Annotated in this window: 20 protein-coding genes and 1 riboswitch; of the genes, 8 read left to right on the top strand and 12 right to left on the bottom strand. The window is 38.6% G+C overall.

The window, feature by feature from the left end; genetic code table 11:
- Positions 1-73 precede the first annotated feature (73 nt).
- The 5 genes from tyrA to pyk form a co-directional block, all read right to left on the bottom strand.
- A complete protein-coding gene (tyrA, locus tag F8M47_RS03065) occupies positions 74-1,195 on the bottom strand; it encodes a bifunctional chorismate mutase/prephenate dehydrogenase (RefSeq protein WP_150538748.1) in 1,122 nt (373 codons plus the stop codon).
- 104 nt (positions 1,196-1,299) lie between these two features.
- Positions 1,300-2,361: a 3-deoxy-7-phosphoheptulonate synthase gene (locus F8M47_RS03060; protein ID WP_150538747.1), complete on the bottom strand. Its 1,062-nt coding sequence runs from the start codon at positions 2,359-2,361 to the stop codon at positions 1,300-1,302.
- 42 nt (positions 2,362-2,403) lie between these two features.
- The gene (locus F8M47_RS03055) at positions 2,404-3,450 is read right to left on the bottom strand and encodes a glycosyltransferase family 9 protein (RefSeq protein ID WP_150538746.1); all 1,047 of its coding nucleotides are present in this window, start codon (positions 3,448-3,450) and stop codon (positions 2,404-2,406) included.
- Complete coding sequence (locus F8M47_RS03050) at positions 3,450-4,043, bottom strand: sugar O-acetyltransferase (protein WP_150538745.1); 594 nt, start codon at positions 4,041-4,043, stop codon at positions 3,450-3,452. Before F8M47_RS03050 ends, F8M47_RS03055 begins: the two co-directional genes overlap by 1 nt.
- 71 nt (positions 4,044-4,114) lie before the next feature.
- Positions 4,115-5,554: a pyruvate kinase gene (gene pyk, locus F8M47_RS03045; protein ID WP_150538744.1), complete on the bottom strand. Its 1,440-nt coding sequence runs from the start codon at positions 5,552-5,554 to the stop codon at positions 4,115-4,117.
- Positions 5,555-5,686: 132 nt separating this feature from the next.
- On the opposite strand from pyk, the gene sixA reads away from it, so the two are divergent.
- From sixA to fis, 3 genes are all read left to right on the top strand, one after another.
- Positions 5,687-6,181, top strand: coding sequence for a phosphohistidine phosphatase SixA (gene sixA / locus F8M47_RS03040; protein ID WP_150538743.1), 495 nt, complete (start codon positions 5,687-5,689; stop codon positions 6,179-6,181).
- Between the two features lie 225 nt (positions 6,182-6,406).
- The gene (gene dusB, locus F8M47_RS03035) at positions 6,407-7,369 is read left to right on the top strand and encodes a tRNA dihydrouridine synthase DusB (RefSeq protein WP_150538742.1); all 963 of its coding nucleotides are present in this window, start codon (positions 6,407-6,409) and stop codon (positions 7,367-7,369) included.
- 28 nt (positions 7,370-7,397) lie between these two features.
- The gene (gene fis / locus F8M47_RS03030) at positions 7,398-7,694 is read left to right on the top strand and encodes a DNA-binding transcriptional regulator Fis (protein ID WP_005623949.1); all 297 of its coding nucleotides are present in this window, start codon (positions 7,398-7,400) and stop codon (positions 7,692-7,694) included.
- A 186-nt stretch (positions 7,695-7,880) separates the two neighbouring features.
- Here fis and F8M47_RS03025 read toward each other — a convergent pair whose 3' ends face one another.
- The 7 genes from F8M47_RS03025 to trhP all read right to left on the bottom strand — a co-directional run bounded on the left by F8M47_RS03025 (position 7,881) and on the right by trhP (position 14,774).
- Complete coding sequence (locus F8M47_RS03025) at positions 7,881-9,002, bottom strand: N-acetylmuramoyl-L-alanine amidase (protein ID WP_150538741.1); 1,122 nt, start codon at positions 9,000-9,002, stop codon at positions 7,881-7,883.
- Between the two features lie 14 nt (positions 9,003-9,016).
- Positions 9,017-9,517 carry a tRNA (adenosine(37)-N6)-threonylcarbamoyltransferase complex ATPase subunit type 1 TsaE gene (tsaE, locus tag F8M47_RS03020; protein ID WP_150538740.1) on the bottom strand — a complete coding sequence of 167 codons (501 nt, stop codon included), beginning with the start codon at positions 9,515-9,517 and terminating at the stop codon, positions 9,017-9,019.
- A gap of 47 nt (positions 9,518-9,564) precedes the next feature.
- Positions 9,565-10,116 carry an oligoribonuclease gene (gene orn / locus F8M47_RS03015; protein ID WP_150538739.1) on the bottom strand — a complete coding sequence of 184 codons (552 nt, stop codon included), beginning with the start codon at positions 10,114-10,116 and terminating at the stop codon, positions 9,565-9,567.
- A 2-nt stretch (positions 10,117-10,118) separates the two neighbouring features.
- The gene (gene coaD, locus F8M47_RS03010) at positions 10,119-10,595 is read right to left on the bottom strand and encodes a pantetheine-phosphate adenylyltransferase (RefSeq protein ID WP_150538738.1); all 477 of its coding nucleotides are present in this window, start codon (positions 10,593-10,595) and stop codon (positions 10,119-10,121) included.
- Position 10,596: 1 nt separating this feature from the next.
- The gene (waaA, locus tag F8M47_RS03005; protein ID WP_150538737.1) at positions 10,597-11,877 is read right to left on the bottom strand and encodes a lipid IV(A) 3-deoxy-D-manno-octulosonic acid transferase; all 1,281 of its coding nucleotides are present in this window, start codon (positions 11,875-11,877) and stop codon (positions 10,597-10,599) included.
- Positions 11,877-13,124 (bottom strand): O-antigen ligase family protein, encoded by a 1,248-nt coding sequence (locus F8M47_RS03000; RefSeq protein WP_150538736.1) that lies wholly within the window; start codon positions 13,122-13,124, stop codon positions 11,877-11,879. The genes waaA and F8M47_RS03000 overlap by 1 nt, the downstream gene beginning before the upstream one ends.
- A 252-nt stretch (positions 13,125-13,376) precedes the next feature.
- A complete protein-coding gene (trhP, locus tag F8M47_RS02995; RefSeq protein WP_150538735.1) occupies positions 13,377-14,774 on the bottom strand; it encodes a prephenate-dependent tRNA uridine(34) hydroxylase TrhP in 1,398 nt (465 codons plus the stop codon).
- Between the two features lie 166 nt (positions 14,775-14,940).
- Here trhP and F8M47_RS02990 point away from each other — a divergent pair, with 166 nt between their 5' ends.
- The 5 genes from F8M47_RS02990 to F8M47_RS02970 all read left to right on the top strand — a co-directional run bounded on the left by F8M47_RS02990 (position 14,941) and on the right by F8M47_RS02970 (position 20,265).
- Positions 14,941-15,315 carry a cytochrome b562 gene (locus F8M47_RS02990; RefSeq protein ID WP_150538734.1) on the top strand — a complete coding sequence of 125 codons (375 nt, stop codon included), beginning with the start codon at positions 14,941-14,943 and terminating at the stop codon, positions 15,313-15,315.
- An 89-nt stretch (positions 15,316-15,404) separates the two neighbouring features.
- Positions 15,405-16,454, top strand: coding sequence for an AI-2E family transporter (locus F8M47_RS02985; protein WP_150538733.1), 1,050 nt, complete (start codon positions 15,405-15,407; stop codon positions 16,452-16,454).
- Positions 16,455-16,747: 293 nt separating this feature from the next.
- Positions 16,748-16,854, top strand: a riboswitch (glycine riboswitch).
- A gap of 95 nt (positions 16,855-16,949) precedes the next feature.
- Positions 16,950-18,317 (top strand): alanine/glycine:cation symporter family protein, encoded by a 1,368-nt coding sequence (locus F8M47_RS02980; protein ID WP_150538732.1) that lies wholly within the window; start codon positions 16,950-16,952, stop codon positions 18,315-18,317.
- Positions 18,318-18,376: 59 nt separating this feature from the next.
- The gene (locus F8M47_RS02975) at positions 18,377-19,063 is read left to right on the top strand and encodes a thermonuclease family protein (protein WP_150538731.1); all 687 of its coding nucleotides are present in this window, start codon (positions 18,377-18,379) and stop codon (positions 19,061-19,063) included.
- Positions 19,063-20,265, top strand: coding sequence for an aminotransferase class V-fold PLP-dependent enzyme (locus tag F8M47_RS02970; RefSeq protein WP_150538730.1), 1,203 nt, complete (start codon positions 19,063-19,065; stop codon positions 20,263-20,265). The genes F8M47_RS02975 and F8M47_RS02970 overlap by 1 nt, the downstream gene beginning before the upstream one ends.
- Positions 20,266-20,297: the final 32 nt, after the last annotated feature.

The raw sequence follows: 20,297 nt of genomic DNA, 5'->3' as shown, positions 1-20,297 counted from the left end.
GTGAAATTTGCCCTACCCCCAATAGTTAGTCTAATTTTTGGGGGTAGAGCATTGTTAAAAATGAGTTTTTTTACTATTTTCGGTTATCGTTTGCTTGTTGGAGCAAAATTCGACTTTCTTTTAAAAATTGTTCCGAATAATCGCCAAACCAATGATGCACTTCTTCAAATGCTTGGATAAAGCCTGCTTTATCATTGTTTTTAAAGAATTCTAAACTGGTTTCAAAGGTCTGTTTTAGCGATTCTATCACTGCTAAATTTTCTGGTTTATCCGAAATAATATCCGCATATAATCCGCCGTCTTGGGCAAATAGACGCCCGATCATTGCTAGTTCTAAACGGTAAATCGGTGAGGACAGCGCAAGGAGCTGTGGTAATTTTACTGGTTGGCGGGATAAATGCAGACCGAAGGTAAAAGTAGAGAAGTGGCGCAATGCTTGGATATAAGTCATCGCATGATCATGTTCATGTGCATCAATTACCTCAATTTTCGCTCCCCAGATTTTTATTTGTTCAATCAACCATTCATATTTTTCTGCATAGCGTCCGTGGCAACAAGCGACCAATTGCTTTGCCATTGAAGCGATATCTGGTCCAAACATCGGATGTAGACCAACAACTGCACCACTATGAACTTCCAACATTTTTTCTAATGGTTGCGCTTTAACAGAAGTTAAATCGGCTAAAATCATATTTTCCGTTAAAAAGGGTTGTAAGCGTTCGATCGTTTCTAAGGTTTTGATAATCGGTACACAAACAATCACTAAATCACTGCCATTAATAATTCGTTCTGCGTTATCCCAATCTTTGCTACCTAACGCTTCGACTTGGTAACCAGAAAGGCTAAGAAAACGTGCAAATAAACCGCCTAATTTGCCTTTACCACCGACGATGACAATTTTTTTGATATTCGGATTGGTTGTTTTAAAGCCATGCTTATTTTCATTTGCATAAGATTCACGCATGACTCGTCTTAAAACGTCTTCAATTAAATCTGCAGGGATACCCTGTTTTTCGGCTTCTTGACGGCGAGCAGCAATCATCGCACTTTCACGATCTGGCGCGTACACAGGAATACCATGTTCTGATTTAACTTTACCAACTTCGGCAACTAATTTTAGACGTTCCGCAAATAATTGAATGAGTTGCTGATCAACATGGTCAATTTTTTCTCGTAAAGGAGTGAGTGGGTTCATTGTTTTCCCTTTATGTGGCTAGAAAATTGGAATAAATAAGCGGTCAAATTTTTGCAAAAATTTGCAAGTTTTTTACCGCTTATTTGTATGTATGACTTGTATGATTATTGTCTTAATTTTTCTGCAAAATTCGTTAAAACTTCTTCTGTCGTTTGCCAATCAATACAAGCATCGGTAATTGAGACACCGTATTGCATTTGGCTGAATGGCTGTTCAGAAGATTGGTTACCTGCATTTAAATGGCTTTCGATCATTAAACCGATAATTGAAGTATTACCTTCTAACAATTGTGCTAAGGCATTTTCTGCAACAAGCGGTTGGCGACGGTAATCTTTATTGGAGTTGCCGTGGCTACAGTCAATCATAATTGCTTCAGGTAAGCCTGCCTTACGTAATGCAAGTTCACATTCTTCTACATATTGTTTTTCGAAGTTTGGCGTTTTACCGCCACGCAAAATAACGTGACCATCAGGATTACCTTTGGTATGTAATAAGTTTACTTGACCTTTTTGGTTGATACCGATAAAACTATGACCTTGTGCTGCAGATTGCATTGCATTAATTGCTATCGCTAAGCCACCGTCCGTACCATTTTTAAAACCAACTGCCATAGATAAGCCCGAAGCCAATTCACGGTGAGTTTGTGATTCTGTGGTGCGAGCGCCAATCGCCGACCAGCTGAATAAATCAGCGAGGTATTGTGGGGTCATAGGATCGAGCGCTTCAGTGGCAAGGGGTAAACCAAGTTCTGAGAGTTGTAAACATAATTTACGTCCAACACGTAAACCCGTTTCTACATCAAAAGTACCGTCAATTTTAGGATCGTTAATTAAACCTTTCCAGCCTACAGTTGTACGAGGTTTTTCAAAATAAACACGCATTACAATGTAAAGTTTATCTGACACACGATCTGCTAATGCTTTCAGTTTTTTACCGTATTCAAGTGCAGCCACAGAATCGTGAATAGAGCAAGGACCAATCACAATCAGTTTACGAGCATCACGTTTATGAATAATGTCTGAAATCTCGCGGCGTGATGTTTCAATTTGTTTACGTAAATGCTCAGGCAACGGAAATTCAGCTTTAAGTTCAGCAGGGGTGAGTAAAACTTTCTCATCGCAAATATTTACATTGTGTAAGCTATCTTGATTCACTACAGTGTTCATTTTTGTTTCCTTGTTCTGTAAAATTTTTAGTACAGTGATACTCTACAACTTAACACTTAGCGTTTCAACTATTTTTTTCTTTACTTGTTCAACACTAATACGTGCCATTAATTTTTCCGCCGATTTACTTTTAGCTTTCGTTGCCCAAGGTAATTCATGCCACGGCTTAGCGTAATAATCCAAGATCGCTTGGTCATAAACAGATATTACGTTGTGTTGATCATTATAAGGTGCAGTCCTACGTGGATTATGTATCGCATATAAACCAATGACAGGAGTAGCTTGAGTGGTAGCAATATGCGCAGCACCTGTGTCTGGGGCTATTACTAAATCTACTTGTTTTATCACGGCTGCAAGTTGTTTTAAGCTAGTTTTTCCCGCGATATTGATGCAATTAGGCGCAAGTTGTTGAATTTTTTGTGCTGTTTCCATTTCATAAGCTGCTGGTGAACCCGCAATAATTACATTCACATTACGATCTATAAGCCATTGGGCAATTTCTGCATTAGCCTCTAAGCTCCAATCTTTTTCTGGTTTACTTGAGCAAGGTGAGATCAGCACATTCTTTTTCGTTTTATCAATAAAGGTCGTAGCGTAATCAAGATCGGATTGGCTTAATGGCAATTCCCAACGAGGGGTTAAATCTGTTACGCCAATCGCTTTGGCGAACATCATTTGTCCATCGAGTACATGGGGAGAAGACGTTATTTCCACTTTGGCATTGGTAAATAACCACTGTGCTTCACGCGCTCGATCTCTATTAAAGCCAATTTTTTTGTGTGCTTTAATACCGAGAGAAATCATTGAGGCGCGAAATGCGGTTTGCATATTTAGTAAAAAATCAAACCGCTTACCAGCGAGCTGTTTCCAGAGTGTAAAGATTCCTTTCCAACCTGTTTTTTTATCATAAGTAATTAATTCTACATTAGCTAAACCTTGCATTAGGTTTGCCTCAGTTTTTCCGATAACCCAACTGATATGTGCATCGGGATACTGGCGTTGAATAGCTTGAACCACCGCAAGGGTATGACATACATCTCCAATTGCGGAAAGGCGTAAAACACAGATATTAAGCGGTCGTTTTTTCATTAAAATTTACGATCTTTAAAGTAATAAATTTTGTCTTGTTCATTAATTTGGCGTAGCACTTTGCAAGGGTTGCCAACGGCAATGCAGTTATCAGGAATATCTTTAGTAACGACGCTACCCGCGCCAATCACGACGTTATTGCCGATTGTTACATTAGGCATAACCACAGTATTTCCACCAATCCAAACATTATTGCCAATTACAATAGGCAACGCGAATTCAGTGCCAGAGTTACGGCATTCGGCATCAATTGGATGAGCTGCGGTAAAGAGTGAAACATTCGGTGCAAGCATTACGTTATCGCCAATCGTAATTAAAGCACAATCAAGCATAGTACAGTTGTAATTTGAGTAAAAATTTTTACCTAGCTTAATGTTATAGCCATAATCACAACGAAATGGTAATTCGATATAAAAATCAGTTTGGCTAGAATGGAATAATTGATTAAACAACGCCATTTTTTCGGCTTGCTGTGATGGCGGAAGCTGGTTGAGCTGGAAGGTAATTTCTCGAGCGATTGCTCTATTTTGCTCTAATTGCGGATCGGCAGGGTTATATAAATTGCCTGAAAGCATTTTTTCTTGTTCAGTCATGGAAGTATCCCTTGGTTTTTGATAGTAAAAACCCACGCTGAAACGTGGGTTTATTTTATTCAGTGAATGAATTATTCAACTTTTAAGATACGGCAAGTGTTTGTGCCACCTTCTTTTAATTCATCACCGTGTGTTAATAATACTAAGTCACCAGACATTAAGTAACCTTTCTCTTTTAATAATGTGATTGCTTTTTTCGCACCATCAATTGTACGGCTTTCTTCATCGTAAAATACAGGTGTAACACCACGGTAAAGTGCAGAAAGATTTAATGCTTTTTGATTACGAGATAATGCGTAAATTGGTAAGCCCGAGCTAATGCGGCTCATTAATTTCGCTGTTTCACCTGAGTGAGTTAAAGCAATAATTGCAGAAACACCTTCTAAGTGGTTTGCCGTATACATTGCAGACATTGCAACAGCTTCGTCAATGGTTGTGAATGAACCTTCCATACGGTGGCGAGAAATATTAATGCTAGGCATTGTTTCAGCACCTAAACACACTTCAGCCATTGATTTAACTGTTTCTACTGGGTAGTCACCGTTTGCGGTTTCACCAGAAAGCATTACTGCATCAGTACCATCTAATACTGCGTTTGCAACGTCCATAACCTCTGCACGCGTTGGCATTGGTTTCTTAATCATTGATTCCATCATTTGTGTTGCAGTAATAACTACACGGTTTAATTTACGTGAACGACGGATTAAACGTTTTTGTACGCCAACCAGTGCTGCATCACCGATTTCAACACCTAAGTCACCACGAGCAACCATGATTACGTCCGCACCTAAAATGATGTCATCCATTGCTTCTTCAGTTGCAACAGTTTCAGCACGTTCTACTTTTGCAACGATTTTCGCATTTAAGCCCGCTTCTTGCGCTAATTGACGTGCGTAATGTAAGTCTGCGCTTGATTGTGGGAATGATACCGCAAGGTAATCAACACCGATTTTCGCTGCTAATTTGATATCTTCTTTATCTTTATCAGTTAATGCAGGTGCAGATAAACCACCGCCTAATTTGTTGATACCTTTATTGTTTGATAATGGGCCGCCAACCGTTACTTCTGTGTGAACTTTTACGCCATCAACAGAAAGTACTTTTAATTGTACGTTACCATCGTCTAATAAAAGAATATCGCCTGGTACTACATCGTTTGGTAGGTTTTTATAGTCTAAACCAACCGCATCTTGATGACCTTCACCACGAGGTAAGTCAGCATCTAAAGTGAATTTGTCACCGATGTTTAAGAAAATTTTACCGTCTTTGAAAGTTGATACACGGATTTTAGGACCTTGTAAATCACCTAAAATTGCAACAGTTTTACCTAGTTTTGCTGCAACTTCACGTACTTTATTTGCACGTTCAATGTGATCTTCTGGCACACCGTGTGAGAAGTTCATACGAACCATATTTGCACCAGCAGCAATAATTTTTTCTAAATTATTGCCACGGTCTGTAGCTGGACCCATTGTACAAACAATTTTGGTTCTTCTGAGTTTTCTAGACATTGATAGACTCCGTAATGTATTGATTTGTCGAAATTAAAAATTCTTTTCATTGACAGGGCTTGATACTGTCGTAGACGTAGCGCATTATACGCTTAAATCGATTAGGTTTAAATACAGTAATGAGGTTTTCCGATGAATATTTGGATTATGCGCCATGGCGAAGCGGGTTTTAATGCGAGTACAGATAGAGAGCGTACTCTGACCCCACACGGTGAAAAATGCGCAATACAACAAGGTGAATGGTTTGCTAATCGTTTGATTGAAAAACAGATTAAGCTCGATAAAATTTTAGTTAGTCCATATCGTCGTACCCAGCAAACGCTTGATTGTTTCAAGCAAGGAATGCAAGCGGTCAAATTTTCTGAAAATTTTATAAATGAGAATATTATTGAGCAATGGGATGGCATTACCCCAGCAGGTGATCCTGAAAATGTATGCAATTATTTAGCTTTTTTAAGAGAAGAAGGTGCGGAAAATGTGTTAATTATTTCGCATTTGCCTTTAGTGTATGAATTGGTACTTGCTTTAACTGCTAATCAAAGTGCTGTGCATTTTTATCCTGCAGTACTCGCAGAAATTGATTGGCAACGTGATTTAGGTGAAATCAGCGCAGTGGTACAACCATAAATTAACGCTATTTTGCGAAATTATGCAATTTTTTTAAATATTTTTAAAAATTGTCGAATAAATAGACTTCCAAAATGACAAAAAAATGCGTATCATACGCACCTCGAAAATCAGGTTCGCCTGAACGGTTTAAATAAGAAAGTACGGTTTTTTAGCCGTACTTTTTATTTGGATGTTTCTCTCGTTAAAATCGCTTTAATTTTAATCATTTACGGTGAAGGTAAGATGCAAATAGGACAGTATGAATTCAAAAACCGTATTTTCCTTGCACCAATGGCAGGTATTACTGACCAACCATTTCGTCGTTTATGTAGCCAACTTGGAGCAGGACTAACGTTTTCAGAGATGATGTCCACCAACCCTGACGTATGGCATACGGAAAAATCTCGCTTGAGGCTTGCGCATCATCAAGAGATTGGCGTGAATGCGGTACAAATTGCTGGGGCTGATCCAACAGAAATGGCAATGGCGGCAAAAGTCAATGTTGAGTACGGTGCTGAAATTATTGATATCAATATGGGATGCCCAGCGAAGAAGGTAAACAAAAAGATGGCAGGCTCTGCACTTTTACGTGAACCTGAACTCGTTGCTCAAATTTTAGATGCAGTCGTGAATGCCGTGAACGTACCTGTAACATTAAAAATTAGAACAGGTTGGGATCAAGAAAATAGAAATTGTTTGGATATTGCTAAAATTGCCGAAAAAGCAGGTATCTCTGCTTTAACTATTCATGGTCGTACTCGTCACTGTTTATTCAATGGTGAAGCCGAATATGAAAGTGTGAAAGCAGTTAAACAAGCAGTTTCTATTCCGATTATTGCTAATGGTGATATAACTTCCGCAGAGAAGGCAAAATATGTTCTAGATTACACCAAAGCAGATGCGGTTATGATCGGTAGAGGCAGTTTTGGTCGCCCTTGGTTATTTAAGGAAGTTCAAGATTTTTTAGAGAATGGACGTTCTTCAAAATCATCATTTGATGAAAAATGCGAACTCATGTTGAAGCATATCGAAGACCTTCACCAATTTTACGGTGAGGAGAAAGGTTATCGAATTGCGCGTAAACATGTTGGTTGGTATGTAGAACAACTTGCTCCAAGCTCGAATTTTAAACGTGCTTTTAATGCCTTAGAATCTACAAAAGAACAACTTTTGGCATTAGAAGATTTTGTGAAATCGATTCGTTAGAATCCTTATTTAGTTGGATAGAAGGACAATGTTAGAACAACAACCTACACAAAACCCATTAACGGTATCTATGTTAAATGCTCAAGCGCAACAAGTGAATAAACCACTTCGTGATAACGTAAAAGCAGCATTAAAAAATTACTTATCTCAATTAAACGGTGAAGATCCAACAGAATTATACGAATTAGTATTATCTGAGATTGAACACCCGATGTTAGATATGGTAATGCAATATACCCGTGGTAACCAAACTCGTGCAGCAACGATGTTAGGTATCAACCGTGGTACATTACGTAAAAAATTAAAAAAATACGGTATGGGTTAATCTTTACTGATATTCGGGTAATTTAGCAAAAGCCTCGTTGTTTTCAACGAGGCTTTTGTTTTGCCGATTTCCCTATGACAAGCGGTCGAATTTGGGCTGAATTTTGCCAATATAAAACCACGGAATAATTCATAACTTGGAAAGCGTACCTTCGTGTTATTCATTATTCCGTGGTTTATTGCTTGGTTATTTTACTTTTAGTTTTTTGCCTACAGTAATTTTGTTGTCTTTGATGTTATTTAGCGCACTCAATTTTTCTGGTGTCGTATTGTATACACGCGAGATAGAGTAGAGCGTTTCATTTTGTTGGACAACATGATAGCCATTGTTGGATTTTTGCGGCTCTCGTTTGTTGGTTGAGCCTTGCGATTTATCCGTATCTTCTTTTTTGCTATTTGAAGCTTTTTCAGAAGTGTTTTTAACAGATTGCTTTTCAACAGATTTTTCGGCTTTTTTGCCTTTACTATCTGATTTAGCTTTGTTGGTATCAGCGGTTGATTTTTTCTCTTCTTTAGCTTCTTTATACGCCACTTTGCTACTGTTGCCTGAATGGCGTGAAGCATAAGCAACTAAGCCGTTGTAAATCGCTTGCGCAATTTTACGACGGTAGGCTGGCGTTGCGAGTTTTTGCTCTTCTTCTGGATTCGATAAAAAACCCGTTTCAACTAAGATCGAAGTAATATCAGGCGAACGTAATACACTTAAACTTGCGTGCTGTGGTGCGCTTTTGGCAAGTGATGTCACATTGCCTAAACGAGATAACACACTTTTACCTAATTCATAGCCAGAACGTTGCGAGTGCGAAAATTGCAGATCTAATACAGTTTGGTTTAAATATTTCTCGTTCGTATTCGACAGTACAGAGCCTGCACCACCGAGTAGTTCAGAGCGTTTTTCGTGATCTTCGAGCCATTTCCCCATTTCATCGCTTGCACGACGGTTTGAAAGTACCCAAACAGAAGCGCCTTTTAGACTATTTGATTTCGGCGATGAATCCGCATGAATAGAAACTAAAAGATTTGCTTTGTTTTTACGTGCAATTTCAGTACGTTCTGGAAGTTGAATAAAGTAGTCACTTTTACGTGTCATTACCGCTTTAAAATTCGGATTAGCGTCTAATAACGCTTTTAACTCTTTTGAGATTGCGAGAGTGACATTTTTTTCTTTAGTGCCAAGGGTTGCACCAATTGCACCAGGGTCTTTTCCGCCATGTCCAGCATCAATAACCACTACGGTTTTAGCATAACTGCTAAGACTAAAAAATAAGCCAAATAAACTAACAGCAATATAATTTACTAACTTGTTCATCTTATTCCTTTCAATTAAGCGATCTGATTTAGGTTAAAATTTACCAAAAGCTGTGCGCCAGCATCGGTTTGTGCTAATAAGCTAATATTTCGTCCTGTTTCGGCATAATCAATTTGGATAATCATATCAGCATCTGGAATCATGCCCTTACCACGGCTAGCCCATTCTAATAAACAAACGGTTTGGGGGCGGAAGTAATCACGAATACCCATAAACTCAAGTTCTTCAGGATCGCTAAGACGATAAAGATCGAAATGATAAAGCGTATAAGGTGCTAATTGGTATTCTTCAACTAAAGTGTAGGTTGGGCTTTTCACATTTCCAATATGACCAAACTCCCGTACAATACTGCGGGTTAGGGTGGTTTTCCCTGCGCCTAATTCTCCGTTTAAATAAATCACGAGCGAGTGCTGAGTGGAAAGATTTAAATAGGTCTGCATACGTTGAGCCAACGCTTGACCAAATTGCGACATTTGTTGCTCAGTTGGAGAATAAAAAGTGATTGAATCTGACATTTCAGTGAGTAATTGTTACAGCTAAGGTTAATAAAATAGAAGGCATTTTAATCTAATTTAATAAAATGACTACGATAAAATTTTAGTTCTTCGATAGATTCTCTAATATCGTCTAATGCCAAATGAGTATTTTTCTTGGTAAATTGCTCCAAGATTTCTGGTTTCCAACGGCGCGCAAGCTCTTTTAGGGTGCTTACATCAAGGTGGCGATAATGGAAATAATCGGCAAGATCAGGCATATATTTATATAAAAAACGTTTGTCTTGCGGCACGCTGTTGCCACAAATTGGCGAAGCACCTTTTGGCACCCAACGTTTTAAGAAATCAAGTGTTTGTAACTCCGCTGCACGTTCAGTCAGTTTACTTTGTTTTACTCGTTCGATTAAGCCATTTTCGGTGTGCGTTTTGACACACCAATCACTCATTTTATTTAATAGTTCATCTGGCTGATGTACGGTTAAAACAGGACCTTCAGCAAGAATATTTAAATCTTTATCCGTTACGATCGTCGCAATTTCAATAATGCGTTCTTTTTCTGGATCTAAACCTGTCATTTCAAGATCGATCCAAATTAGGTTTTGGTTGTCTAATTTACTCATTGTTATTCCTTTTCTTTTAATGCTTTTAAAACAGGCGCTGGTACAAATTGTGTAACATCACCTTGGTGACGATAAATTTCGCGCACCATAGTTGAAGAAAGATAGCGCCATTCCACAGCAGGAGGGAAGAACACCGTCTCTAACCCTGCGGCTTGTTTTTCATTTAATTGTGCTAATTGAATTTCATATTCAATATCATCACTACCACGAATGCCTCGTATTAAAGTTTTAGCATTATGAAGGGTAGCAAAATGTGCTAATAAGCCACTAAATCCGACCGCTTGTACATTGCTAAGATGTGCACAACTTTGCTCAACTAGCTGTGTACGTTCTTCTAACGAAAAAAGTGGTTGCTTACCTGGGTTTTTCGCCACAGCAACAATCACTTTGCCAAATAGCTTGGTAGCACGTTCAATAATATCTAAATGCCCATTGGTAATCGGGTCAAAAGTACCTGCGTAGATAACGGTATAACTCATTTTATTTCTCTATGTAAGGTGCAAGGAGCGCCATATGACGTTTTAATGCGCCTTGATTTTCTTGTAATACACTAAAGCCTGCTTGGCTGATTGCTTGGCAAGCATTCGGATTTTCCAGTAAAAAATCGACCGCTTGTACTAGGTCTTCTACTTCACTTTTTATTTCAATAACGCCTTTTACGTAGCGTAATTTGGCAAAGACTTCAGGAAAGTTGAAAGTATGTACACCTGAAATAACAGGAAGTTCAAAGGCAATCGGCTCAAGAGGGTTATGTCCGCCGTGTTTGACCAAACTTCCGCCAACAAACGCAATTTGAGCTAGCCCATAAAGCGTCATCATTTCACCCATGGTATCGCCGAGTAGCACTTGGCTATTGGCGTCTAAGGCTACTTTATCGGTGCGCTTTGTATAATTTAGTTCGGATTTAATCAGTAAATCTTCCACGCTTGCAAAACGCTCGGGGTGTCTTGGCACTAAAATAAGTACTAAATCATGCCAACGAGTAAGTAGCTGTTTATGTGCTTCGAGCAATATTTTTTCTTCGCCTTCATGAGTGCTACCAGTAATCCAAACAGGTCGTTGCTGTAAATTTAGCTCTTTTCTTGTCAGCTCAACCTGATTGCGCAGTTCATTATTAATTTCTAAGTCGAATTTTAAATTACCCGTATTCACTAAATTTTGTTGATGAAAGCCTAAATTTAAGTAGCGTTCTGCACTTACTGCATCTTGCGCCATAATTAAATCAATTTTATTTAATATTTTTGCTAAGCCTGATTTGATCCAACCATAACGTTTTGCTGAACGTGGCGACAGACGGGCGTTAGCAATCACAAAGGCAATATCTCTGGTGTGCGCTTTATGAATTAAATTTGGCCATAGCTCGGTTTCGATCACAATGATCAACTTAGGTTTTACAAAATCCAAAAAGCGGGTCATCGCATCAGGCAGATCGTAAGGCAAATAAAAATGCGATACGCTGTTACCAAATGCAGAATGCACCTGAGCCGATCCCGTTGGAGTAACCGTGGTTACGGTAATGGGTAATGTTGGATATTTTTCTTGGATCGCTTTGATAAGCGGCGTCGCTGCTATGACTTCTCCTACAGAGGCGGCGTGTACTAATACACCGTTCTCTACAGGCTGTTGATCATTATCGTAATAAGCGTAACGCTCTGCCAGACGATGACGATAGGCTGGTTGTTTACGCCCACGATTCCACATCATCAATAAAATGAACGGCTGAATGATGTAACTTAAAATCGTATAGAATAAATGTAGCACTAGATTTTCTCCATAAGCGGTCTATTTTGTGCATTTGTTTGCAAGCCTAAGAATATAACGGTGGTAACAAAATAGAAAATCGCCCCTGAATTATGCGATAAAAATGCTTGAGTTAAAAAATAACTCATCATTAATAGCATATGAGTAATACCTAATACGCCCCACAAATAAGCTAACGAATTGGGTTCGGCTGATTTTAAATTTTTCCAAAACAGATAAAGTGGTACAAATAATGTTGCCAGTAGTGCCATTAAACCTAACAAACCTCGGGTTGAGGCATCATGTAAGTATTGATTATGTGCATGCTCAAAACTTGCTGCATATTCTGAAATTTCGCCTTCTGCGAAATGCTGTTGGCGCATTGCTTTTACGCCTTGTATTCCCCAACCAAAAATCGGTTTTTCTTGAATGCCGAGTAGTGCACTTTTCCACATATCAAAACGTGCACCAACGGAAGTGCTTTTATTTGCTCCATCAGTGTAAGCGGCGATATCGCGTTGTGCGTCAAGATAACGCTGATGAATAATTTTACTCGTAAAAATACCCCCGCCAACAGTAATCAATAGCACACTTGCGATAAGCCATTTTGAGAGTGATTTACGATTCAGCCAAAAGATCACTAAAAGCACAAATGGTACGCCAATCCATGCCCCTCGAGCGGTGGTAAGAAAGCTAGCGATCATCGCAAATAATCCAGCTACTAAGCTAAAATACATCGCAATACGCTGTTTTTGCGTATAAAAATAGAACAAAGTACAAAGCGAGAACATTGCAAGCGACATAGCTATATCGCCCGCTTGAATATGCATAATTTTAGGGAATGGCCTTTCGAAATCAAATATGAAAACTTGTAATATACTGGTAATGCCTATACCAATACCTGCAATTAACAGTGAATAAATAATCCATGAATGTTTGATCGGATTTTTATAGAAAATTGCCAAAATTGGTAATGCTAATAATGCACGATTAGCGAGATCTAATTCGCTCCCTTTTCCCTTATGCACAATAAGAGAGACGACAAATAACAAAAAATAGCAGATAAAAGTAATACTCAGCCATTTATCTACGCTGGTTAAGGTATAGGATTTATTTTTTATATGTGGAATAAGTAGCGTAATGCCCGCTAATGCTAATAAGATCGGAATGAGGCTATAACTTAGTTTAAATTGAAGAATTAACATAAAAAATAGCCCAATAAGTACTGAATAGATTTGGCTTTTATTCGATTTAATTTGCGTTAGCATAAGAGTCCCACATAAAAATTTTAATAGCGCATTATACTTAAAAATAGTGTAAGAAAGGAAAGAAAAGCGAGAAAAGCTAGCCTTATCGTGTAAATTTCCAATAGGCATAAAAAAACCCCTCATTTGGAGGGGTAAAACTTATTATGGAGTCATACTTCTATGAGTATTGAGCCTCCATTATATGAATATAATTCATAACTTCAACAAGAAATTTGCAATCTTTACAATATTTTATTAAAGTTGTGAGGCTGATCACATTTTATGCGGGTTTCTTGTATTAGAATCAACCAGATTACGCATTAAAAGTGCATAGTCTAATTCAATATCTGCAGGCACATCTAAGAAGACAAAATGTCCGTCGCCCAGCCCCGCTTCAACTTGTTCATTTTTACGATTTAACATACGTTCAATTTTGAACACGATATTGCCTTTTGGCGTCATCATTTCTACTGAATCACCCACAAGGAATTTATTTTTCACCGCAACCTCTGCCATACCTTCGGCATTGCGTTTTCCAGTAAATTCACCGACGAATTGTTGGCGTTCTGAAATAGAATAACCATACTCATAGTTTTGGTATTCATCGTGTGTATGGCGACGTAAGAAACCTTCGGTATAACCACGATGTGCAAGTGATTCCAATGTATCCATTAATGATTCATCAAAAGGCTTACCAGCCGCCGCATCATCAATCGCTTTACGATAAACTTGAGCAGTTCGCGCGCAGTAATAGAATGATTTAGTACGACCTTCAATTTTTAGTGAATGAACGCCCATTTGGGTTAAACGCTCTACGTGTTGTACCGCACGTAAATCTTTTGAGTTCATAAAATAAGTACCATGTTCATCTTCAAATGCGGTCATTTGTTCGTCTGGGCGATTTGGCTCAGTATAAAGGAACACTTTATCGGTATTTGCACCTTCACCTAAGGTCGGCGCAACGTTTTTCACTTCGATTTCAGGCTCATATTTTTGTACCATTGCTTTTGGCACAATATTACCTACTTCGTCTGTAGTGCCTTCTTCCATTTTATATTCCCAACGGCAAGCATTAGTACAAGTACCTTGGTTTGGATCTCGTTTATTAATATAGCCTGAAAGTAAGCAGCGGCCTGAATATGCCATACAAAGTGCGCCATGTACGAAAATTTCTAACTCCATATCTGGCACTTGTTGGCGGATTTCTTCAATTTCTTCTAATGATAATTCGCGTGAAAGAATTACACGGGTCAAGCCCATTTGCTTCCAGAATTTTACCGTTGCCCAGTTTACCGCATTTGCTTGCACTGAAAGGTGAATATCAATTTCTGGGAAATTTTCACGCACTAACATAATTAAACCTGGATCTGACATAATCAGGGCATCGGGTTTCATATCCACCACTACTTTCAGATCTTTAATAAAGGTTTTAAGTTTTGAGTTATGTGGTGCAATATTTACCACAACATAGAATTTTTTGCCTAAGCTATGCGCTTCATCAATGGCTTCTTTTAGCGTTGCATGGTTAAATTCATTGTTACGTACACGTAAGCTATAGCGAGGCTGCCCCGCATAAATTGCATCGGCACCATAAGCAAATGCATAGCGCATATTTTTTAATGTGCCTGCGGGCGAGAGCAATTCGGGTTTTGGGTATTTTAATTCGGACATAGGTTTGATTCTCTTCTGATAACAAGTCAGTACCCCCCACGAGTGGGAGGCATAAAAGAGCCTATTCTCTAAGAAATATCTCTTTCTCGCAAGCAATAGATAGATTAAAATGCGACTTTTTATGCTTATGCAAGGGCAAGCGCCCTAATTTATTTTGTGGGAATTTATGAAAAAATTTAAACGATTACTAGCGACCGCATTGTTAGTCTGCTCAAGCTTTAGTTTCGCGAAAGGGGTAATGATGGAAATGTTCCAAATGAAAAAGCAAATGAATAGCTTTATGCAGGCGGAAACAAGCGAAGAATTTCAGCAAGCGGCTGAGCTTTTCTTAGTTCAAGCAGAAAAAGCGAAAGAAACTATGCCAGCGAGTTTGGAAGGCGATCAAGAGCGTTTTGCGGGTTATCAAAGTGCAATGCAAGAAGTGATTGATTTCGTGAAAAAAGCAGATGAACAGGCGAAACAAGGTAATTTAGCTCAAGCGAAAGAGATGCTAAATTCATTGGATGATATGAAGAAAAAATATCACATTGAATATAAATAACTCATCTAACAAGCGGTTGAATTTTAGTTTTTATTTGCAAAAAATGCTAAAATTTTACCGCTTATTTTTTATTTTATAGACGAGAAATTATGGAAAAAGATCATGTATCAACCACTAAAGCGCTGGTCGCAACTGCTGCGATTATTGTGATCTTAGCGGGGATAAAAGCAGCTACTGAAATTGTTGTGCCATTTTTGCTTTCATTATTTATTGCGATTATTTGTTCACCGATAATTAAATTGATGACAAATCGTCGTATTCCTTTAGGTTTAGCTATTGGTATTTTGTTAGGATTGATAATCTTAATCTTCCTATTTTTAACCAGTATGGTAAATAATGCTATTCAAGAATTTACCAGTTCAATTCCACAATATAAATTATTACTTACTACACGTTTGCAAACTATATTTACTTTGCTAAAAGAACATCAATTGCCAATTATCATTAGCCAAGAAGATATACTAAATAAGTTCGATCCTAGCGCAGTAATGAATTTAGTTAGCCGATTGCTATTAAGTTTTTCAGGGGTGCTATCTAATATTTTTGTATTATTTTTAGTGGTGATTTTTATGTTATTGGAATCACCAATGGCTAAATATAAATTAGCACTTGCACTAAGCCCTGATGATGATCTTTCAAATGAAGAATATTATATTAATCAAGTATTAGATGGGGTAATTGGTTATTTAGGTGTTAAAACTATTGTTAGTACATTAACAGGGATCTGTATTTGGATTTTACTCATGCTACTTGAGGTGCAATATGCGGTATTGTGGGGGGTATTGGCTTTCTTATTAAATTATATTCCTAATATTGGTTCAATATTAGCTGGTATTCCAATTGTATTACAAGCCTTGTTACTCAATGGATTCTCAGTTGGATTAATTGTATTAACGGGCGTAATTGGAATAAATATGTTACTTGGCAACGCACTAGAACCAAGGATGATGGGGAAACGCTTAGGGCTTTCTACTCTGGTTGTATTTCTCTCTTTATTATTTTGGGGCTGGTTATTAGGCACGGTGGGAATGTTGCTTTCGGTTCCATTAACTATGGCGCTAAAAATCGCATTAGAATCGGGTAAATCAACGCGTCGTTATGCAGTGTTATTAGGTGATATAGAAGAAATTAAACGCTAAGATTTATTGTATTTTTAACAAGCAGTCAAAATTTCTTGAAAATTTGACCGCTTGTTTTTTTGTTTTTAAGGCACTAAAAGAATGGCAACTTAGATAGATGGTTAATCGAGAAACAAAAGCAAACGTTCGCTTTAAAATGTGTTTTTGACTATTGACGATTTTGTTAGAAACGGTAGAATTTGGCGCATTCTTTTTATAAAAGATACGTTCGGATGAAGGTAGCTGGAGAAGAGTGATAACTCTACCGACGAGGTAAAATCTTTCAGGTGCTAGCAATAGCGGGGACAGTTACTGGACGAACCCTTGGAGAGATCCAATCCATGTAGTTTATGGAAAATGGACGCCGAAGGCGCAAGTGCGTAAGCATGAAACGCTCAGGCAAAAGGACAGGGGAGAAAAGTATAACCTATTTCTATTTTGTGGTATTTTGCAAAAATTTGACCGCTTGTAGCTTGCTTTTCTTTCCTTGTAATTCAGTTTTACGAGGAACCAACAATGTCATTTGACGATATTCTTAACTCTATTAACAGCCTGATTTGGGGCGCCCCTCTTTTAATCCTACTTTCTGGTGTCGGTTTATATTTAACCCTTTCATTAAAAGGCATTCAGTTCCGTCAATTGGGACGTGCTTTTGTCTATATGTTTAAACCTGAAAAAGGGCAAGGACAATCTGGAGATATTTCTGCATTTGCTGCACTTTCTACTGCGCTGGCGGCAACCATCGGTACGGGAAATATTGTCGGTGTTGCAACTGCAATTCACTCGGGAGGGCCCGGTGCACTATTTTGGATGTGGCTAATTGCTTTATTCGGTATGGCAACCAAATATGCAGAAGGGTTATTAGCAATCAAGTTCCGAGGGCGTGATAAAGATGGTTTCATTGCAGGCGGTCCGATGTACTATATTGAAATGGGGATGGGGAAAAAGTGGAAATGGCTTGCTAAAGCGTTTGCTTTCTTCGGTGTATTAGTTGCATTATTAGGGATTGGTACTTTCCCACAAGTAAATGGTATCACTCATTCATTAGAATCAACTTTTGATGTACCAGTGGTATTTAGTGCGATGATTTTAACGTTAGTCGTAACGGCAATCGTATTAGGTGGGGTAAAACGTATTTCTAAAATTGCCTCAATTGTGGTGCCATTTATGGCAGTAGCTTATGTAATTGCTTCGGTAAGTGTGTTGATTATGCATGCGGAAAAAGTACCTGATGCAATTGTGTTAATCGTACACGCAGCATTTAACCCAGAAGCAGCACTAGGCGGTGTATTTGGTTTTACCGTCATGCAGGCAATTCAATTAGGGCTTGCACGTGGTATTTTCTCGAATGAGTCTGGTTTAGGTTCTGCCCCCATTGCAGCTGCAGCCGCACAAACCAAAGAGCCTGTTCGTCAAGGTTTAATTTCAATGACGGGGACATTTTTAGATACGATTATCGTATGTACTATGACAGGCTTAGTGATTGTTTTAACGGGTGCTTGGACTGGTGATGCGGAAGGTGCAGAACTTACCACACAAGCATTTAGCCAAGGTTTAGAAAGCTCATTTGGTGCGGTAGTGGTAACCGTGGGGTTAGTGTTCTTTGCATTCACAACCATTTTAGGCTGGTGTTATTATGGTGAGCGTTGTTTTGTGTATTTAACCAATGGCAAAACACAAGGGATTAAATTCTACCGCTTACTCTTTATCGCATTAATTGCTTCAGCGCCATTCTTACAATTAAAGACGATTTGGACGATTGCAGATATTGTAAATGGCTTAATGGCATTCCCAAATTTGATCGCTTTAATTGCATTGCGTAAAGTGATTATTGAAGAAACCAAAAATTATTTCTTCCGTTTAAAAAACGGTGAAATCAAATAAGATTAATACCAAGAAATTATGGTAAAGTGTAGGATTATTCCTACACTTTTTTGTTTTATATGAAATCAATTTTCTCTTTATTTTTATTGCTATTGGTTAGCCAAGCCCCGCTTGCTTATGCCAATACGCCAGACGTTGTTATTCAGTGTAAAGTGGTGGGGGTTAGCGACGGTGATACGCTCACTTGTTTATATCAACGCACACCGTTTAAGGTGCGTTTGTTATATATTGATGCGCCCGAATCTGCACAGCCTTTTGGTAATAAAGCGAAACAAGCGCTTGCCAAGTTAGTATTTAAAAAACAAGTTAGTTTAGCCACTCAAGGTTACGATCGTTATCAGCGTTTATTGGCGGTAGTGTATGATGAACAGCAACAAAATATTAATCTGTTGTTAGTCGAAAAAGGAATGGCATGGGCGTATCATGAAACGCTACCGATTTATGAGCAAGCTATGCAAAAAGCAAAGCAAGCTAAAAAAGGCTTGTGGCAAGATAAATCACCAATTAACCCTGCCCAATGGCGTAAAACACATAGTGCAGACAAGCGGCTCGATTCGGGCTGGAATTGGCAAAAACGACCGCTTGCAACGGCTCAAAGCGTGAATTGCGGTAAAGTTTTGCATTGTAGTGATTTCAGCGATTACCAAGCGGCAAAACGCTATTTCGACCAATGTGGTTCGAAAACAATGGACGGCAATAACGACGGTATTCCTTGTAATAAATTGTATCGAGAGGCAACACGTTAATGGATATGCAACAAACGACCGCGTTTAGATCTCAATTCCCTTTTTTCAATCAAACAGACCAATGGATCTATTTGGATTCAGCAGCGACAACACTTAAACCGCAAGTTTTAATTGATAGTACAGCAGCATTTTATGCCTCGGCAGGATCGGTACACCGTAGCCAATACGATCTTGCTCAAAGCCAAGCCTATGAACAGGCGAGAGATTTAGTTACAAAGCGGTTTAATGTGGCGTCACGCAATGCGGTGATTTGGACGACAGGCACAACGCATTCGATTAATTTAGTGGCATACGGGCTAGAACATTTATTGCAAGCAGGCGATGAAATTGTGATTTCAGTCGCAGAACATCATGCCAATTTTATTCCGTGGCAACAATTGGCACAGCGCACTCAAGCCAAATTGATTGTTTTGCCATTAGATGCAAATTTTCAGCTAAATTTGACCGCTTTCACCCAAGCGATTTCGGCTAAAACTAAAATTGTTGCTTTGAATTTGGTTTCGAATGTCACGGGAGTACGTCAGCCTGTTGAGCAGTTAATTCCGATTGCCCGCCAATTTTCGCAGGCAAAAATTTTGTTAGATTGTGCACAGGCAGTTTGTTGTGAAAAGGTTGATGTGCAACAGTTAGATGCTGATTTTTATGCCTTTTCTGCACATAAAATGTATGGACCGAATGGGGTGGGCGTGCTGACGGGTAAATTGCAAAGTTTGGAGCAAATTCGACCGCTATTTTTTGGCGGAAAGATGCTTGAAGAGGTTTCAGAAACTTCACTTTCGCTTGCAAAATTGCCTTATCGTTTAGAAGCAGGAACACCAAATATTGCGGGTATTATTGGCTTTGGAAAAACTCTGGAGTGGCTGGAACAATGGGATTTTGAAGCGTTAAATCGCTCGCTAGAAGCATTAGCTGATGAAACGTACCAACGCTTAAAAACATACCCGAATATTCAGCTCTTTTCACAACAAGGTTGCACCACATTGAGCTTTGCTTTACGTAATCTTCATCATGCAGATATTGCTGCAATGATGACTGAAAGCAAGATCGCATTACGTAGTGGAGAACATTGTGCGAAACCTTATCTACACTATCTGCAACAGACAGGAACGTTGCGTTTATCGTTAGCCCATTATAACCAAATGGGAGATGTTGAGCGCTTTTGCAACGCTTTAGATATAGCGCTGGATATTTTGGCTGACTAGATCAAAAAAAGATAAAATTTTACTAGAATGAA

Source organism: Actinobacillus vicugnae (genome assembly GCF_901687125.1).
GTDB lineage: Bacteria > Pseudomonadota > Gammaproteobacteria > Enterobacterales > Pasteurellaceae > Actinobacillus > Actinobacillus vicugnae.
Note: the sequence above shows the minus strand (reverse complement) of the source record. Positions and strands in the feature narration are given on the sequence as shown.

Excerpts from the sequence above, each read along its gene's own strand:
- F8M47_RS02985 (WP_150538733.1), top strand. The coding sequence starts at position 15,405 with ATGGAAAAAGATCATGTATCAACCACTAAAGCGCTGGTCGCAACTGCT.
- pyk (WP_150538744.1), bottom strand. The coding sequence starts at position 5,554 with ATGTCTAGAAAACTCAGAAGAACCAAAATTGTTTGTACAATGGGTCCA.
- tyrA (WP_150538748.1), bottom strand. The coding sequence starts at position 1,195 with ATGAACCCACTCACTCCTTTACGAGAAAAAATTGACCATGTTGATCAG.
- F8M47_RS03055 (WP_150538746.1), bottom strand. The coding sequence starts at position 3,450 with ATGAAAAAACGACCGCTTAATATCTGTGTTTTACGCCTTTCCGCAATT.
- F8M47_RS03000 (WP_150538736.1), bottom strand. The coding sequence starts at position 13,124 with ATGCTAACGCAAATTAAATCGAATAAAAGCCAAATCTATTCAGTACTT.
- orn (WP_150538739.1), bottom strand. The coding sequence starts at position 10,116 with ATGAGTAAATTAGACAACCAAAACCTAATTTGGATCGATCTTGAAATG.
- F8M47_RS03025 (WP_150538741.1), bottom strand. The coding sequence starts at position 9,002 with ATGAACAAGTTAGTAAATTATATTGCTGTTAGTTTATTTGGCTTATTT.
- sixA (WP_150538743.1), top strand. The coding sequence starts at position 5,687 with ATGAATATTTGGATTATGCGCCATGGCGAAGCGGGTTTTAATGCGAGT.
- F8M47_RS02980 (WP_150538732.1), top strand. The coding sequence starts at position 16,950 with ATGTCATTTGACGATATTCTTAACTCTATTAACAGCCTGATTTGGGGC.
- F8M47_RS02990 (WP_150538734.1), top strand. The coding sequence starts at position 14,941 with ATGAAAAAATTTAAACGATTACTAGCGACCGCATTGTTAGTCTGCTCA.
- fis (WP_005623949.1), top strand. The coding sequence starts at position 7,398 with ATGTTAGAACAACAACCTACACAAAACCCATTAACGGTATCTATGTTA.
- tsaE (WP_150538740.1), bottom strand. The coding sequence starts at position 9,517 with ATGTCAGATTCAATCACTTTTTATTCTCCAACTGAGCAACAAATGTCG.
- coaD (WP_150538738.1), bottom strand. The coding sequence starts at position 10,595 with ATGAGTTATACCGTTATCTACGCAGGTACTTTTGACCCGATTACCAAT.
- dusB (WP_150538742.1), top strand. The coding sequence starts at position 6,407 with ATGCAAATAGGACAGTATGAATTCAAAAACCGTATTTTCCTTGCACCA.
- trhP (WP_150538735.1), bottom strand. The coding sequence starts at position 14,774 with ATGTCCGAATTAAAATACCCAAAACCCGAATTGCTCTCGCCCGCAGGC.
- F8M47_RS02975 (WP_150538731.1), top strand. The coding sequence starts at position 18,377 with ATGAAATCAATTTTCTCTTTATTTTTATTGCTATTGGTTAGCCAAGCC.
- F8M47_RS03050 (WP_150538745.1), bottom strand. The coding sequence starts at position 4,043 with ATGACTGAACAAGAAAAAATGCTTTCAGGCAATTTATATAACCCTGCC.
- F8M47_RS03060 (WP_150538747.1), bottom strand. The coding sequence starts at position 2,361 with ATGAACACTGTAGTGAATCAAGATAGCTTACACAATGTAAATATTTGC.
- F8M47_RS02970 (WP_150538730.1), top strand. The coding sequence starts at position 19,063 with ATGGATATGCAACAAACGACCGCGTTTAGATCTCAATTCCCTTTTTTC.